This is a genomic window from Allochromatium vinosum DSM 180 (assembly GCF_000025485.1).
GTDB classification, from domain to species: domain Bacteria; phylum Pseudomonadota; class Gammaproteobacteria; order Chromatiales; family Chromatiaceae; genus Thermochromatium; species Thermochromatium vinosum.
In genome coordinates this window covers 887,349-901,886 of sequence record NC_013851.1, presented here as the reverse complement: position 1 = coordinate 901,886, position 14,538 = coordinate 887,349, and the positions used below count along the sequence as shown (strand labels likewise).

The following is a 14,538-nucleotide window of genomic DNA, read 5'->3' as shown; positions in this document are numbered from 1 at the left end:
CGGCATGTGGCTTCGACGCTCGATGGCGCTGCTTACCCTGAGTCTCGCTGCAACCGGAGGCGTGCCGGCGGACACGCCGATCCTGGGACTGGCCTATCAGCCCTATGTCGGACACTGGAGCGCGCGGACGGACAATCCCTATGCGCCAGGAGACGTCCATGTGCCGGCCTTCAACAGCTATGTCGGCGGCATCGACGTCGAGAACCCGGATCGCTCGCTGTGGGCGGCGACCCAGACCCTGCGCCTGACCTTCGACGAGGCGGGACGGCTTCAGGACGTCTCAGCGACCGGTTCGCTGGACTTCCTGCCCGAGGCGCTGCGCGGACAGGACGCTGTCGCCTGGAGCCACACCAAGACACGTTTCTTCGAGGATCGCACACCCCAGACCGTCAGCGGCGTCGATCACGCGGCCTCGGTCTATCGACAGCTCGATGCCCTGCGACGGGCCGCCGGCGGAGCGCCGCTGACACTCGCAACCTATGGCACGGGCTTTCAGGCCGGCTACTGGCGTCAGGTCGACGGGCAGGACTATGTCGCCCTGCCGTTCTGGACCGATCGCCGCCTCCTCGAACTCCGTCCCGGCGAGACCATGCCCTATCAGAGATGCGAGACCACCGATGTGGTCTTTCTCTTTCCGCCGACGGCCGTCCATGTCAGACCCGCGCCTGAGCGCCTCCAGGTCGAGACAGCCGGCACGCCCGGACAGGATCTGCGCGTGGTCGCCATCCATCAGACATTGTTCGAACCGACGAGTCCGACCGACCCGGAGGCGCGGCTCAATCCCGGGTTCTTCGCCGGCGACGCCAATGCTCAGATCGCACTCGCCGCCGCTGAGATCAACGCCCAGGCCGGTCGGCGTCTGCTGACGCTCAAGCTCGGCGTGGACAACATCCAGGTCGCCGGCACCCTGGTGAACGACCGGATGCGTTTCGCGATCCTGTCCGCGCTCGCTCAGGCCCAGGTCGCCAACGCCCGCTTTCCGGGGACCGTCACCCATCTGATCCTCTCCAACGAATACGCCCAGCCCTGGAGCGGGCCGGACGGCCAGCCGAGTCCGACCGAACAGATCACCGCCATGCTGAAGTACGCCAGAGCGCAGATGGCGCCGAACGCAGCTTTCGCCGGACTCGATCTGCGGCTCGGTGCGCGCGGACACCGCTTTCGGCTGGCCGACCCGAACGCGGACGATCCGGCACTCGCCCGCTTCGGTCGCGAGGTCGCCGCCCTGCTCGCGGAGTCGGATTACGTGATGGAGAACCTCTATCCCAGTCCAGAGGCAGTCGAAGCGGCTGCCCAAAGCGGTCAGTGGTCGGTCTATTTCGATCCCGATAAGGGCGAACTCAGCCGGAAGTGGTGCCAGCTCGAACGAACGATCCGGACACTGGCCGGCGAGCGACCGATCGAGATCATGATCGGCGAGATCGGCCACCCCACCGATGGCATCGCCTTCAATCTGCCCGGCTATGTCGAGGATGGGGCGCCGATCCGTCCGGACACGGCCTTCGCCGCGATCGCCGACCGGCTCGATACCTCCGGGGCGCGGCTCGACGCCGGCGGTCTGGCCATCGCTCGGCGCTATTTCAGCCCGGCCCTGGCGAGCGCCTTCGTGCGCGAGGCCGTCGCCTGGTCGCGGACCACGGGCGTGCAGATCCATCTGTTCGAAGCCTTCGACGAACCCTGGAAATCCTCGCCGAACCTTCCAGCTGATGAGCTGGCGACCAGGCGCACCCTCCTCGGCCGCTCCGGTCCCTATGGCGCCGAAGCCAACTACGGACTCTTCGGCTACAGTGGCGTCTCAGGGCTACGACCGCCATCGCAGCACCCCACCGGGATCGCGCCCGGCTCCCGGCTCGCACCCCAGCTGCCTGACGGCGTGCGCTGGAACGGAGCCTTCGAAGGACAGTTCTTCCCCAAGCGGCCGGACCTCGATTTCGCCGCCCTGGCCCACTCCTTCACCACCACGACACCGTGATACCATCCGCGACCATATGCTGACCTATCCCGACATCGACCCCGTCGCCCTCGCCCTTGGCCCGCTCAAGGTCCATTGGTATGGCCTCATGTATCTGATCGGCTTCGCGCTGGCCTGGTGGCTCGGGCGCTGGCGCGCGCGCCGCCCCGAGTCCGGCTGGACGACCGAGATGGTCGACGACCTCATCTTCTACGGCGTCCTCGGCGTCATCGTCGGCGGACGGCTCGGCTACATGCTGTTCTACGGATTCGATCAGATCCTGACCAATCCGCTGAATCTGCTCAAGGTCTGGGAAGGCGGCATGTCCTTCCATGGCGGGCTGATCGGTGTGATGGTCGCGATCTGGCTGTTTGCGCGCCGTCATCGGCTGCACTTCTTCCAGGTCGGCGACTTCCTCGCACCCCTGGTGCCGACCGGACTGCTGGCCGGGCGCATCGGCAACTTCATCAATGGCGAACTCTGGGGGCATCGCACCGAGTGGCCCTGGGGTTTTCAACTTTCCTGCGAGCGCTTTCCGCGTCAGTGTCTCGACCAGCCGGCCGACGCCCTGCTGAGTCCGGCCGTGCACGCCTCTCAGCTCTACGAGGCTGCACTCGAAGGACTGGTACTGTTCGCCGTGCTCTGGATCTTCTCCAGCCGTCCGCGTCCGATGATGGCGGTCTCGGGGCTGTTCCTGCTGGGCTACGGCGGTTTCCGCTTCCTGGTCGAATTCGTGCGCGAACCCGATGCCCACATCGGCTATCTGGCCTTCGACTGGCTGACCATGGGGCAGATCCTGTCGCTGCCGATGATGCTCGCGGGTGCATTGCTGCTCGCCCTGGCTTATCGTCCGCGAAAGACGGCCTGAGCACGATTTGCAGGCAACAAAAAACCGGCTCAAGGCCGGTTTTTCGTGTCTTCAGTACGAGCGTCTTCGCGATCAGGCCATGGCCTTGATGTGGGCGTTCAGACGGCTCTTGTGACGCGCCGCCTTGTTGGCGTGGATCAGGCCCTTGCGCGCGGCGCGGTCGATACGCGGCACGGCGTCTTTGAACGCCTGCACGGCCGCTTCCTTGTCTTCGGCGCGGATCGCCTTGATCACCTTCTTGATGAAGGTGCGCAGGGTGCTGCGCTGAGCCATGTTACGCTGACGACGGTCTTCCGCCTGACGGGCGCGCTTGCGCGCTTGAGGTGAATTAGCCAACTGAGTCTCCCGAGAATTCGATGTCTGACGCGGTCGAGGTAAAAACGATGAAACCGCGTGGAGGGTCGGCCAGCAGCTTGGGCCACACCGAACGCGGTTTTAGACGACGCAGTATTTCGGATCGGAGCACGATTGTCAATTATAATCAGCGCCTTTTCCTGTCTGGAGCCGCCTCCGATCCATGGCCTCGCTGGTTGCCTCGTTCGCCAAGGTGGGCGGCGGAACGCTGTTGTCGCGTATTCTGGGATTCGTGCGGGATCTGACCATCGCGCGCGTGTTCGGCGCCGATGCGGCGACCGATGCCTTCTTCGTCGCCTTCAAGATCCCCAATTTCGCGCGCCGGCTGTTCGCCGAGGGCGCCTTCTCGATGGCGCTGGTGCCGGTACTCAACGACTATCGCGAGCGACAGGGGCTGCCGGCGCTCAAGTCCTTCGTCGATGACCTGACAGGCACACTGGCTGCTGCGCTACTCCTGATCACCGGACTCGGCATTCTGGCCGCACCGCTGCTGATCCTGGTCTTCGCGCCCGGCTTCGGCGCGGACGCCGATCAACTCGCGCTGGCCACGATGCTGCTGCGGCTCACCCTGCCCTATCTGTTCTTCATCACGCTCACGGCGCTGGCCGGCGCCCTGCTCAACACCTATGAACGTTTCGGGGTGCCGGCTTTCACTCCGGCGCTGCTCAACATCGTCCTGATCGGCTGTGCGTTGTGGCTGGCACCGTTGCTGGAGACGCCGATCCTGGCGCTGGCCTGGGGCGTGCTCGTCGCCGGGCTGGTGCAACTGGCGTTTCAACTGCCCTTTCTGGCACGGCTCGGGCTGTTGCCGCGACCGCGCTTCAAACCGCGCGATCCGGGCGTGATCGCTGTTTTCAGGCGTCTGGGGCCGGCGGTGCTGGGCGTGTCCGTGGGCCAGATCAGCCTGCTGCTCGACACCCTGCTGGCCTCGGTGCTCGTGACCGGCAGCATCTCCTGGCTCTATTACTCGGATCGGCTCATGGAACTGCCGCTCGGCCTGCTGGGCGTGGCGCTGGGCACGGTGATCCTGCCGCGTCTGTCGCAACGTCAGGCCGCGCAGGATTCCGAGCGCTTCTCAGATACGCTCGACTGGGCCTTGCGGCTGGCACTGCTGCTCGGTCTGCCGGCGGCGGTCGGACTGCTGGTGCTGGCCGAGCCGGTGATGGCCACACTCTTTCTGTCGTCCGAGTTCGGCGCCGACGACGTCACCCAGGCGGCGTACTCGCTCATGGCCTATGCGCTCGGGATCCCGGCCTTTCTGGCGATCAAGGTGCTGGTACCCGGCTATTACGCCCGGCAGGACGTACGCACGCCGGTTCGGCTGGCGCTGATCGCGCTCGGTGTCGGGCTGGTGCTGCATCTGCTACTCATGGTGCCGCTGGGACATGCCGGCCTGGCGCTCGCAACAGCGTTCACGGCCGCGCTCAACGCCGTCCTGCTGCTGCGCGGACTGAGGCGATCGGGCATCTATCGCCCCCCCCCCGGCTGGACGCGACTGCTCGCTCAGACGTTGCCGGCCAGTTTGGCGATGGGGCTTGTGCTGCACTGGGGTCTTGGAGAGCGTGCCGACTGGATGCTTGCGGACGCCTGGACGCGGATCCTGGAGCTGACGGGCTGGATTCTGGCGGGCGGATTGGTTTATGTAACACTCTTGCTCGTCGCCGGACTGAGACCGCGTGATCTGCGCGAGTGTCGTTGATGGGCATTTCCGCCTCACCAGACGGCGACTTGCCGGCTTGAAGTCCCTACGAAGGCGCTCAGGCCGCCAGTTCAGTCAATACCTCGGGATGCTTGGCGACGATCTTCAGAAGACACAGCACCGCGCCCGGCGGCGTGAATCGACCCTGCTCCCAGTCACGCAAAGTTGCCACGGGCGTCTGAATCAGGTCGGCGAACTGAGGCTGCGAAAGCCCCAGCGCCTGACGCGCGGATCTGACGAGCATCTGCTCCGGGGTCGTGGTGCGCGCGACGAGGCCGTCGCGCATCTCGGCGAGGCTCTCGCGCAGACCCGGCAAGGCTTCACCCGCGTCCTGTTCGATGGCGTCGGCGATCTGGTCGATGTTCATCGGGCGGCCCTCAATATGTCGTTGGGTTGGATGCTGGACTGATCCGACTTCGCATAGATCGCGACCAAACAGACCACGCCTTGCGCCATGAAGTTGAAGTAGATCACGCGCACGCCGCCGCGCTTACCTTTCGCTTGAGCCACCCAGCGCACTTTCCGCGCGCCATCGGCGCCTGGGATCACGTCGCCGGCCAGTGGGTTCCGGGCGATCCAGGTCACGAAATCGAGCCGCTCGTCTTCCGACCAGATGGCGTCGGCCTGTTTCTGAAAGGTCGGAGTTTCGATGACGGTTTGCATGGGCCGCATGGTACGGGAATCCCGTATCGCGAACAATCCCCTGACACACGACACCGGCGCAGATCCACCAGATTGCCCCGATCAGGACACCTCGGCCAGATCCCCCTTCTCCTGCAACCAGGCCCGCCGGTCCGCCGCGCGCTTCTTGGCCAGCAGGCGGTCTAGCAGTTCGTCGGTCTCACGGTCGTCGTCGATGGTGAGCTGCACCAGGCGGCGCGTGTCGGGATGGATGGTGGTCTCGCGCAGTTGCGCCGGGTTCATCTCGCCTAAGCCCTTGAAGCGCTGCACATTGACCTTGCCCTTGATCTTCTCGGCGGCGATGCGGTCGAGGATACCCTTCTTTTCGTCGTCGTCGAGCGCGTAATAGACCTGCTTGCCGACGTCGATGCGATAGAGCGGCGGCATGGCGACATAGACATGCCCCTCGGCCACCAGACGCCGGAAGTGCTTGAGGAAGAGCGCGCACAGCAGAGTGGCGATATGGGCACCGTCCGAGTCGGCGTCGGCCAGGATGCAGATCTTGCCGAAGCGCAGCCGGCTCAAATCATCGCTGCCCGGATCGACGCCGATGGCCACGGCGATGTCATGCACTTCCTGCGAGGCCAGCACCTCCTCCGGCGCGACCTCCCAGGTGTTGAGGATCTTGCCGCGCAACGGCAGGATGGCCTGGAACTCGCGGTCGCGCGCCTGCTTGGCCGAGCCGCCGGCCGAGTCGCCCTCGACCAGGAACAGCTCGCCGCGCTCGGGATCGGTCGCGGTGCAGTCGGCGAGCTTGCCGGGTAGCGCCGGACCCTGGGTGATCTTCTTGCGCGTGACCGTCCGCCCGGCACGCAATCGCGCCTGAGCCGCGCCGATCGCCAGCTCGGCGATGCGCTCGCCCTCGGCCACATGCTGATTGAGCCAGAGGCTGAACGAATCCTTGACCACGCCCGAGACGAAGGCCGCGCACTCGCGCGAGGACAGCCGTTCCTTGGTCTGGCCCGAGAACTGCGGATCGAGCAGCTTGACCGACAGGATGTAACTGACGCGGTTCCAGACATCTTCCGGCGCCAGCTTGACGCCGCGCGGCAGCAGATTGCGGAACTCGCAGAACTCGCGCACCGCCTCGGTCAGCCCGGTGCGCAGACCATTGACGTGGGTGCCGCCCTGAACGGTCGGGATGAGGTTGACATAGCTCTCGGCGATCGGCTCGCCGCCACCCGCTCGAATCGGCTCCGGCAGCCAGACCAGCGCCCAGCTCGCCGCCTCGGTGCGCCCTTCCATGTCGCCGACGAAGGGTTCGGACGGCAACGTCTCGACGCCGCTCAACGACTGGAGCAGATAGTCCTGAAGCCCGTCCTGATAGCACCAGACCTGCTCCTCGCCGCTGGTCTCATCGCGAAAGCGCACCTCCAGCCCCGGACAGAGCACGGCCTTGGCCTGGAGCAGATGGGTCAGCGGACGCACGGCGAACTTGGGTGAGTCGAAATAGCCGGGATCGGGCCAGAAGCGCAGTCGCGTCCCTCTGTCGTTGCGCTTGACCGTACCGACCACGTCCAGATCGCTGACCTTGTTGCCGTCCTTGAAGGCCATGTTGTATTCCTGGCCGCCGCGCTTGACCCAGACCTCCAGATGCCGCGAGAGCGCATTGACCACGGACACGCCCACGCCGTGCAGACCGCCCGAGAAGCGGTAGTTGTCCGAGTTGAACTTGCCGCCCGCGTGGAGCTTGGTGAGGATGACCTCGACTCCAGGCCGTCCCTCCTGCGGATGGATGTCGACCGGCATCCCGCGCCCGTCGTCCTCGACCTCCAGCGAGCCGTCGGCATGGAGCGTGACTGAAATGCGCTTGGCATGACCGGCGAGGGCTTCGTCGACACTGTTGTCGATGACCTCCTGGGCCAGATGGTTGGGACGAGTGGTGTCGGTGTACATTCCGGGGCGCTTGCGCACCGGATCGAGGCCCTGGAGGACTTCGATGGCTGAGGCGTCGTAATGGCCGGTCATGGACGGGCGGATCTTCCTGAAGGCTGAAAGGGTTGAATCTGAGAGTCGCCGGAGCGGTCGCGCTGGTTTGACCGCTCAACCGAGCTACGGTACCGTACCTGCAAACCCGGATTCAAACCCAGATGAAACAACCCAAGACCCCGCCCCCACCCGCGTTCGAGCAATCCCTGACCGAACTGGAAGCCGTCGTCGACGCCCTGGAACAGGGCGAGATGACGCTCGAAGACTCGCTCGCGGCCTTCGAACGCGGCATCGGCCTGACCCGCGCCTGTCAGCAGGCGCTGGAAACGGCCGAGCAGCGGGTGCGGATCCTCACCGACGCCCGGCCGGACGCCGAGCCAGAGCCATTCGACGCCCATGACTGATCACACCCTGGATGACTTCCGCGCGCGCTGTGCTGCGCGTGTTGAGACTGCGCTCGACCAGATCCTGCCGCCCGTGAGCGTGCAGCCGTCGCGACTGCACGAGGCCATGCGCTACACGGTGCTGGCCGGGGGCAAGCGTATCCGTCCGCTGCTGGCCTATGCCGCCGGCGAGGCGCTCGGACTCGACGCCGCCCTGCTCGACCACCCGGCCTGCGCCGTCGAGATGATCCACGCCTATTCGCTGATCCACGACGATCTGCCGGCGATGGACGACGACGACCTGCGTCGCGGGCGTCCGACCTGCCATCGCGCCTTCGACGAGGCCACGGCGATCCTGGCCGGCGATGCGCTCCAGACGCTGGCCTTCCAGGCGCTGGCCGAAGCGCCGGGGCTGAGCGCCGAGTCGCGCGTGGCCATGGTGTCGGCACTCGCCCGCGCCAGTGGGGCGCGCGGCATGGTCGGCGGTCAGGCGATGGATCTGGAGGCCGAGGGCACGCCGCTCGATCTGGTGCAGCTGGAGAACATCCACATCCACAAGACCGGCGCCCTGATTCGCGTCTCGGTGCAGATGGGCGTGCTGGCCCATGGCGGACTCGACGCGGACAAGGCCGAGCGGCTCGACCATTACGCCAAGTGTCTGGGTCTGGCGTTCCAGATCCAGGACGACGTGCTGGATGTCGAGGGCGACACCGCTCAGATCGGCAAGACCGCCGGACGCGACCAGGAACTCAACAAGGCCACCTATCCGGCGCTGGTCGGTCTGGCTGAGGCCAAGGCCATGGCCAATCAGCTCATCAACGAGGCCATCGAATCCGTGTCGATCTTCGGCGAGCGCGCCCAGCCGCTGGTCTGGATCGCCAACGCCCTCCTGGGACGCAAGAACTGACCGAATACGCGGGAGAGGGGACGCACGGCGACATTGAACCGCCGCCCCTCGAACCACACTAACCCCAGCACTCGGCCCGGTCGCCCCATCCGACTTGGCCGAGCCGCCAGCCGCCCCCATCTTCCAGCCATCCATTCCGACGACGACACTATTCCCATGGAGCCATCGACCCCATCCCCCTGCTCGACCAACGCCACCTGCGAGATCGCCGACGTCCAGGGGAGCGCCGACACCCGCCGCATCGCCATCGACAAGGTCGGCATCAAGGACATCCGTCATCCAGTGCGGGTACTCGACCGCAGCGGCACCGAGCAGCACACGGTGGCGAATTTCAACATGTACGTCTATCTCCCGCACGACTTCAAGGGCACGCACATGTCGCGCTTCGTGGAGATCCTCAACCGCCACGAGCGCGAGATCAGCGTCTCGTCCTTCAAGACCATGCTCAGCGAGATGTCCGAGCGTCTGGAATCCGAGGCCGGCCACATCGAGATGCGCTTCCCCTTCTTCATCAACAAGAAGGCGCCGGTCTCCGGGGTCGAGAGCCTGCTCGACTACGAAGTCACCTTCATCGGCGAGATCCGCAACGGACAGCCGCGCCTGGAACTCAAGGTCATGGTGCCCGTCACCAGCCTCTGTCCCTGCTCCAAGGAGATCTCGGCCTTCGGTGCGCACAATCAGCGCTCGCACGTCACGGTCCAGGTGCGCATGGAGCGCTTCATGTGGCTGGAGGAACTGATCGAGCTGGTCGAGCGTGAAGCGTCGTCCGAACTCTATGGCCTGCTCAAGCGCCCGGACGAGAAGTTCGTCACCGAGCGCGCCTACACCAATCCCAAGTTCGTCGAGGATCTGGTGCGCGACGTGGCCAAGCGGCTCAATGACGACCCGCGCATCCTCGCCTACACGGTCGAGGCCGAGAACTTCGAGTCGATCCACAACCATTCGGCCTATGCCCTGATCGAGCGCGACAAGGCCGCTGAGTCCCGTTTGGCGGAGAGCGCGCTCTGAGTCCGGTCGAACCCCGCTGTCTGCTGCTGCACGGTTTCACGGGCAGCGGGGCCGACTGGTCGAGCGTCTTTCCCGAGGATCCGGAGCGGCTGGCGCTCGACCTGCCGGGGCATCTGACCAGCCCGGATCCGACGGGCGATTATCTCGATGAGATCCGCGCGTTGCTCGACACGCTGCCGGCGAGCATCGACCGGATCATCGGCTATTCGCTCGGCGGTCGGATCGCGCTCAGCCTCATCCAGCTCGCGCCCGAGCGTTTTCGTTCCGCCGCGATCATCTCGGCCCATCCCGGACTGCTCGACCCGGCTTTGCGCGAACAGCGCCGGCTGGCCGATCAGGTCTGGATCGACCTGCTGCGCGATCAGGGAATCGACGCCTTCGTCGCGGCCTGGGAGCATCAGCCCCTGTTCAGAACCCAGGCACGGCTCGCACCCGAGATCCTGGCACGTCAGCGCGCGCAGCGTCTGAGTCAGCGTCCGGAGGGACTGGCCAGGGCGCTCGAACGGCTTGGACTGGGCGAGATGCCCAGCACCTGGGAGGCGCTCGCGCGCTACCAGGGTCGGCTCGACTGGATCATCGGCGGCGAGGACACGCGCTTCCAGGCGATCGCGCACGAAGTCTTGGCGCATCGTCCGGCGACCCGGCTGCATGTCCTGGAGGACGTGGGTCACAATCCGCTGCTGGAGGCGCCCGAGCGGCTACGCACCTGTTTGGAGCACGCGAAGACGTCGCCTTCCAATGCGCTCAGGATTTCGATCGCCTAGAATCGCCGAATCTCTTTGCGCTCTTCGCGTCTTTGTGGTTCAAATCCCCAACCCATTCCAATCCTGCTCGCTCCCGCTCCTATGTTCAGCCATCCCATCTCCGGGGCCGGTTATCTATTACAGGGCCTGAGGCTCATCACCCGCCCCGGAATCAAGCGTTTCGTGGCCATTCCCTTACTGCTGAATCTGCTGATCTTCTCGGCGGCCATCTATGCCGGCATCAGCCAGTTCGAGGGACTGATGCAGCTCATGGAATCCAGACTGCCGACCTGGCTGGGTTGGCTCGAATGGCTCATCTGGCCGCTGTTCGTCCTGCTGCTGTTCGTCTTCGTCTTCTACACCTTCGGTCTGCTCGCCAACCTGATCGCCGCGCCCTTCAATGGACTGCTGGCCGAGAAGGTCGAGCTGCTGCTGACCGGCCGCCCCATCGAGCAGGAGGGCGATTACGCCCGGCTCTTGGCCGAACTGGGGCCGACCCTGCTCGACGAACTGCGCAAGCTCGCCTATGCCCTGCTGTGGGCGATTCCCTTTCTGTTGCTGCTGTTCGTGCCGCTGGTCGGGCCGGTGCTCTGGTTTCTCTATACGGCCTGGATGCTGGCGGTCGAATACAGCGACTATCCGATGGGCAATCACGGTCTGCGCTTCGCCGAGATCCGGCGCCGACTGCGCGAACGGCGTACGCTGAGCTTCGGCTTTGGCGCGGCGGCGGCCGGGATGGCGATGGTGCCGGTACTCAACTTTCTGCTGATGCCGGTCGCAGTGGCCGGGGCGACGGCGATGTGGGTGCGTGAATTCCGTTCGTCCAACGGCTATCAGGGGCCGCATCAGTCGCGCGTGGCCACGCACTACATCCTGCTGACCATTGACCATCTCTCGGGACGCATGGATGGCGAGATCCTCGCCGGGCCGCTCACCGGACGCACGCTCGACGCGACCGAGACCGGCGAGCTGCTCGGTCTGCTCGATCTCTGTTATCGCACCGACGCCGAGTCGGCCGAGGCGCTGGAAGCCTATCTGACCCACGAGCGCGGTCAGCGTTTCCAGGAACCGCCGCCGCGCCCGGACACCGAACGCGCACCGCCACCGCCACCGCCAACCGACCGACCCGGCCTGGACGAGAACGAGGCACGCGCCATCCTGGGTCTCGCGCCCGATGCCGGCGCCGATGCGATCCAGGCCGCCCATCGACGCCTGATCCAGCGCCTGCATCCGGATCGCGGCGGTTCGGACTATCTGGCCGCCAAGGTCAACGAGGCCAAGCGGGTGCTGCTGGCGTCCCAAGTCTGAACGCTCAGACCACGGCGCGCAGCAGATCGACCCGATGCGGCTTGAGGAAACGCGCACCCTCGGGAGTCAAATGACGCTCGAAGGCGGCGCGGATCTCAGCGAGCCGCGCCGCGTCGAGGTCACGCTCGGTATGCGTGACCTGGATGAAGCGCTCGGCGAAGGCGTCCCAGTTCGGATAGACGCCTTCCGACTGGTAGAACACCTGACGCTCCCAGGCGAAGCGCCCCGAGTCGACCGCGCGCTCGATGGCGGCATAGGCCGCCGTGCGCACGAGGCGCTCGTCATGGATCAGTCGCATGACCGCGTTGAACGCCCCCCAGTAGACGGGTTCCGAGACATAGACGTAACCGCCCGGCGCCAGTACGCGCCGGATCTCGGCGAGTGCGCGGTCCATGAACTCGACCGGCACATGATGAAGCGACTTGAACAGAAAGACGCCGTCATAGGTCGCGTCTGCATCGTCGATCGACTCGGCACCGCCGAACCGGAACTCGACAGTGGGCAGATCCTGAACGGCCAGATTCTTCGCATGCTGGATACGATCGACCTCGGTCGCCGTCACCCGGCGTGCGCCCAGGTGCGTGGCGAGCAGCCGGGTCATCCAGGCCGCGCCGCAGCCCAGTTCCAGCACCTGGCGTCCCGCGACCTCGACCAGTTCCTCAACGATCCGGATCTCGTCGCACGTCCGGTAACCGACAGGGTCGGTCTGGATCATCTGTCTCGGCATGATAGCCTCATCTCGGATTTCAACGTTCAGAGTTGTGTTCATGGCGTTCGAGCCTAAGGTCGACGGCGAGACGCCCACTTCCATCATCGCGCCCAGGAGCCGAAACGCATGAATGAACCGTATACCCGCTTGGACAAATGGCTCTCGATCCTCTTTCTCTACACCGAAAAGCTGGTGCTCGTCGTCATCGGCGGACTCGCGCTCCTCGGCATCGGGGAGTTGATCTGGAGCATCTATCAGCTACGCGCGATCCGCCTGGAGGATCTGCTGATGATGTTCATCTTCATCGAGATCATGGCGATGGCCAATGTCTACTTCATGCGGCGCAGCGTGCCCTTCACCTACCCCATGTTCATCGCCGTCACCGCGCTCTCGCGTCTGATCGTGCTCCAGGGCAAGGAGCACAGTGCCGCAGGCTTGATCTACGAGAGCGGCGCCATCCTGCTCATCAGTCTCGCCATTCTCGTCATCCGTTTCAGTCAGCAGTTCAGCACCGGCATCCTGGAACGGCGCGAGGCCCACGAGGATCGTCACGAATGAGACGACGATGGTCCGGCGGGCACTCCGGATGGAATGGCGTATTATAGCCGCCTTGTTGAATAGACCCGGCTCCCTACGCTCGTGATCGTGATCGAACTCCTCGCCTATCTCGCCATCGGCGCGCTCTCGGGTGTCATGGCCGGACTCTTCGGTGTCGGTGGCGGCGCCATCATGGTTCCGGCCCTGATGCTGCTCTTCGGCGCGCTCGGCGGCGTCGGCGGCGACTGGCTGGCCCATCTGGCGGTCGGAACCTCGCTGGCGACCATCATCGGTACGGGCGCGGCCTCCACGCTCGCACACCACAGACACCGGGGCGTGCGCTGGGATATCGTCTGGCCACTGGCGCCCGGCATCGTCATCGGCGCCCTGGCCGGAGCGGCTCTGGCCGGCTGGATTCCGAGCCTCTGGCTGCAACGGATCTTCGCGGTTTTTCTGACCTATGTCGGCATACGCCTGCTGGCGGCTCCCGCCACGTCCATCACCGCGTCGCACTCGCTGCCGGGGCGCGTGGGGCTGACGACTGTGGGCGGCGGGATCGGGCTGCTCTCGTCACTGGTCGGAATCGGCGGCGGGACGCTCACGGTGCCCTTTCTGAGCCGTCATGGTCTGGGGATGCGTCAGGCCGTGGCGACCTCGGCGGCCTGCGGGCTGCCGATCGCCGTGGCCGGCGCGCTGGGGTTCATGCTGGTCGGTTGGGGTCGCCCTGGATTGCCCGCGTTCAGCACGGGTTTCGTCTACTGGCCGGCGGTGGCGGCCATGCTGGCCGCCAGCATGCCGATCGCCCCGCTCGGCGCCCGACTGGCCCACACCCTGCCCGTGCCCCTGCTCAAGCGGCTCTTCGGCGGGCTGTTGCTGCTGATCGCCGCGCGTCTGGCGTTTTCCTGAGAGGTCCGGACGCTACCTGGCCGTGTCCGGATTCAGGATCAGCCGACGATAGAGATAGAGCTGACCGTTCTGGTCGCGCAGTGCCAGCCGGCCCTGATCCAGGGCGAACTCGAAGGTCTGGGTGAAGTTCTCGGTACGATTGCTCAGCTCGACCCGATCGGTCTGAACCCGGATCTGGCCTTCGATGTAGCCCCGACAGGCTGAATAGAGACGATAGAACCCGCCCTGAACGATCAGGAGGCCGCCCTGGTTGTCCTCCCAGAGTCCGTCCAGCGACGTGCCGGTCCAGGGCATGGCGCCGCCGCTCGCCCCCTGCATGGCGCGCCAGGCCGAATCGGCCATGGTGCTCCCCGGATCGACATTGGCCGTGAAGCCCATGCTCTCCATCATGCGCGCGATGGCATGCGCCATGGCCTCGGCCGCCGTCTGCTGGGCGGTGGCGGGCTGAAGCGGTAGTCCAGCGAGGATCAGGGTCAGAATGAGCGCTTGGCGCGCGCGCGGACGCATGATGGACGATCGGACTCGAATGGCTGGCATGAGGCGCTGCTGGCTGCA

Annotated in this window: 16 protein-coding genes; 10 read left to right on the top strand and 6 right to left on the bottom strand. The window is 65.6% G+C overall.

What is annotated here, in order from left to right; translation table 11 throughout:
- The first annotated feature begins 4 nt into the window (after nt 1–4).
- Both ALVIN_RS03845 and lgt read left to right on the top strand, forming a co-directional pair.
- A complete protein-coding gene (locus tag ALVIN_RS03845; protein WP_012969998.1) occupies nt 5–1,972 on the top strand; it encodes a hypothetical protein in 1,968 nt (655 codons plus the stop codon).
- A gap of 16 nt (nt 1,973–1,988) precedes the next feature.
- On the top strand, nt 1,989–2,819 hold the full coding sequence (gene lgt / locus ALVIN_RS03840) for a prolipoprotein diacylglyceryl transferase (RefSeq protein ID WP_012969997.1): 831 nt from the start codon (nt 1,989–1,991) through the stop codon (nt 2,817–2,819).
- A gap of 72 nt (nt 2,820–2,891) precedes the next feature.
- Here the strand turns inward: lgt and rpsT are convergent, their stop codons facing one another.
- A complete protein-coding gene (rpsT, locus tag ALVIN_RS03835; protein ID WP_012969996.1) occupies nt 2,892–3,155 on the bottom strand; it encodes a 30S ribosomal protein S20 in 264 nt (87 codons plus the stop codon).
- A 181-nt stretch (nt 3,156–3,336) separates the two neighbouring features.
- On the opposite strand from rpsT, the gene murJ reads away from it, so the two are divergent.
- Complete coding sequence (gene murJ / locus ALVIN_RS03830; RefSeq protein ID WP_012969995.1) at nt 3,337–4,872, top strand: murein biosynthesis integral membrane protein MurJ; 1,536 nt, start codon at nt 3,337–3,339, stop codon at nt 4,870–4,872.
- A 58-nt stretch (nt 4,873–4,930) separates the two neighbouring features.
- Here the strand turns inward: murJ and ALVIN_RS03825 are convergent, their stop codons facing one another.
- From ALVIN_RS03825 to parE, 3 genes are all read right to left on the bottom strand, one after another.
- Entirely contained in the window at nt 4,931–5,239 is a 309-nt protein-coding gene (locus ALVIN_RS03825; RefSeq protein ID WP_012969994.1) for a helix-turn-helix domain-containing protein, read from the bottom strand.
- Nucleotides 5,236–5,535, bottom strand: a complete 300-nt coding sequence (locus ALVIN_RS03820; protein WP_043795507.1) for a hypothetical protein — start codon at nt 5,533–5,535, stop codon at nt 5,236–5,238. Before ALVIN_RS03820 ends, ALVIN_RS03825 begins: the two co-directional genes overlap by 4 nt.
- An 81-nt stretch (nt 5,536–5,616) precedes the next feature.
- Nucleotides 5,617–7,521 (bottom strand): DNA topoisomerase IV subunit B, encoded by a 1,905-nt coding sequence (gene parE, locus ALVIN_RS03815; RefSeq protein WP_012969992.1) that lies wholly within the window; start codon nt 7,519–7,521, stop codon nt 5,617–5,619.
- 122 nt (nt 7,522–7,643) lie between these two features.
- Here parE and ALVIN_RS03810 point away from each other — a divergent pair, with 122 nt between their 5' ends.
- From ALVIN_RS03810 to cysZ, 5 genes are all read left to right on the top strand, one after another.
- Entirely contained in the window at nt 7,644–7,886 is a 243-nt protein-coding gene (locus tag ALVIN_RS03810; protein WP_012969991.1) for an exodeoxyribonuclease VII small subunit, read from the top strand.
- On the top strand, nt 7,879–8,772 hold the full coding sequence (gene ispA / locus ALVIN_RS03805) for a (2E,6E)-farnesyl diphosphate synthase (protein WP_012969990.1): 894 nt from the start codon (nt 7,879–7,881) through the stop codon (nt 8,770–8,772). The genes ALVIN_RS03810 and ispA overlap by 8 nt, the downstream gene beginning before the upstream one ends.
- 156 nt (nt 8,773–8,928) lie before the next feature.
- Complete coding sequence (gene folE2 / locus ALVIN_RS03800) at nt 8,929–9,780, top strand: GTP cyclohydrolase FolE2 (RefSeq protein ID WP_012969989.1); 852 nt, start codon at nt 8,929–8,931, stop codon at nt 9,778–9,780.
- Nucleotides 9,777–10,544 carry an alpha/beta fold hydrolase gene (locus tag ALVIN_RS03795; protein ID WP_012969988.1) on the top strand — a complete coding sequence of 256 codons (768 nt, stop codon included), beginning with the start codon at nt 9,777–9,779 and terminating at the stop codon, nt 10,542–10,544. Before folE2 ends, ALVIN_RS03795 begins: the two co-directional genes overlap by 4 nt.
- 81 nt (nt 10,545–10,625) lie before the next feature.
- Nucleotides 10,626–11,831, top strand: a complete 1,206-nt coding sequence (gene cysZ, locus ALVIN_RS03790; protein ID WP_012969987.1) for a sulfate transporter CysZ — start codon at nt 10,626–10,628, stop codon at nt 11,829–11,831.
- Nucleotides 11,832–11,835: 4 nt separating this feature from the next.
- Here the strand turns inward: cysZ and ALVIN_RS03785 are convergent, their stop codons facing one another.
- Nucleotides 11,836–12,558, bottom strand: a complete 723-nt coding sequence (locus tag ALVIN_RS03785; RefSeq protein ID WP_012969986.1) for a class I SAM-dependent methyltransferase — start codon at nt 12,556–12,558, stop codon at nt 11,836–11,838.
- A gap of 108 nt (nt 12,559–12,666) precedes the next feature.
- Here ALVIN_RS03785 and ALVIN_RS03780 point away from each other — a divergent pair, with 108 nt between their 5' ends.
- Both ALVIN_RS03780 and ALVIN_RS03775 read left to right on the top strand, forming a co-directional pair.
- Nucleotides 12,667–13,098 (top strand): phosphate-starvation-inducible protein PsiE, encoded by a 432-nt coding sequence (locus tag ALVIN_RS03780; RefSeq protein WP_012969985.1) that lies wholly within the window; start codon nt 12,667–12,669, stop codon nt 13,096–13,098.
- Nucleotides 13,099–13,179: 81 nt separating this feature from the next.
- Nucleotides 13,180–13,983 (top strand): sulfite exporter TauE/SafE family protein, encoded by an 804-nt coding sequence (locus ALVIN_RS03775; protein ID WP_012969984.1) that lies wholly within the window; start codon nt 13,180–13,182, stop codon nt 13,981–13,983.
- 12 nt (nt 13,984–13,995) lie between these two features.
- Here ALVIN_RS03775 and ALVIN_RS03770 read toward each other — a convergent pair whose 3' ends face one another.
- Complete coding sequence (locus ALVIN_RS03770) at nt 13,996–14,490, bottom strand: hypothetical protein (RefSeq protein ID WP_012969983.1); 495 nt, start codon at nt 14,488–14,490, stop codon at nt 13,996–13,998.
- Between the last annotated feature and the right edge of the window lie 48 nt (nt 14,491–14,538).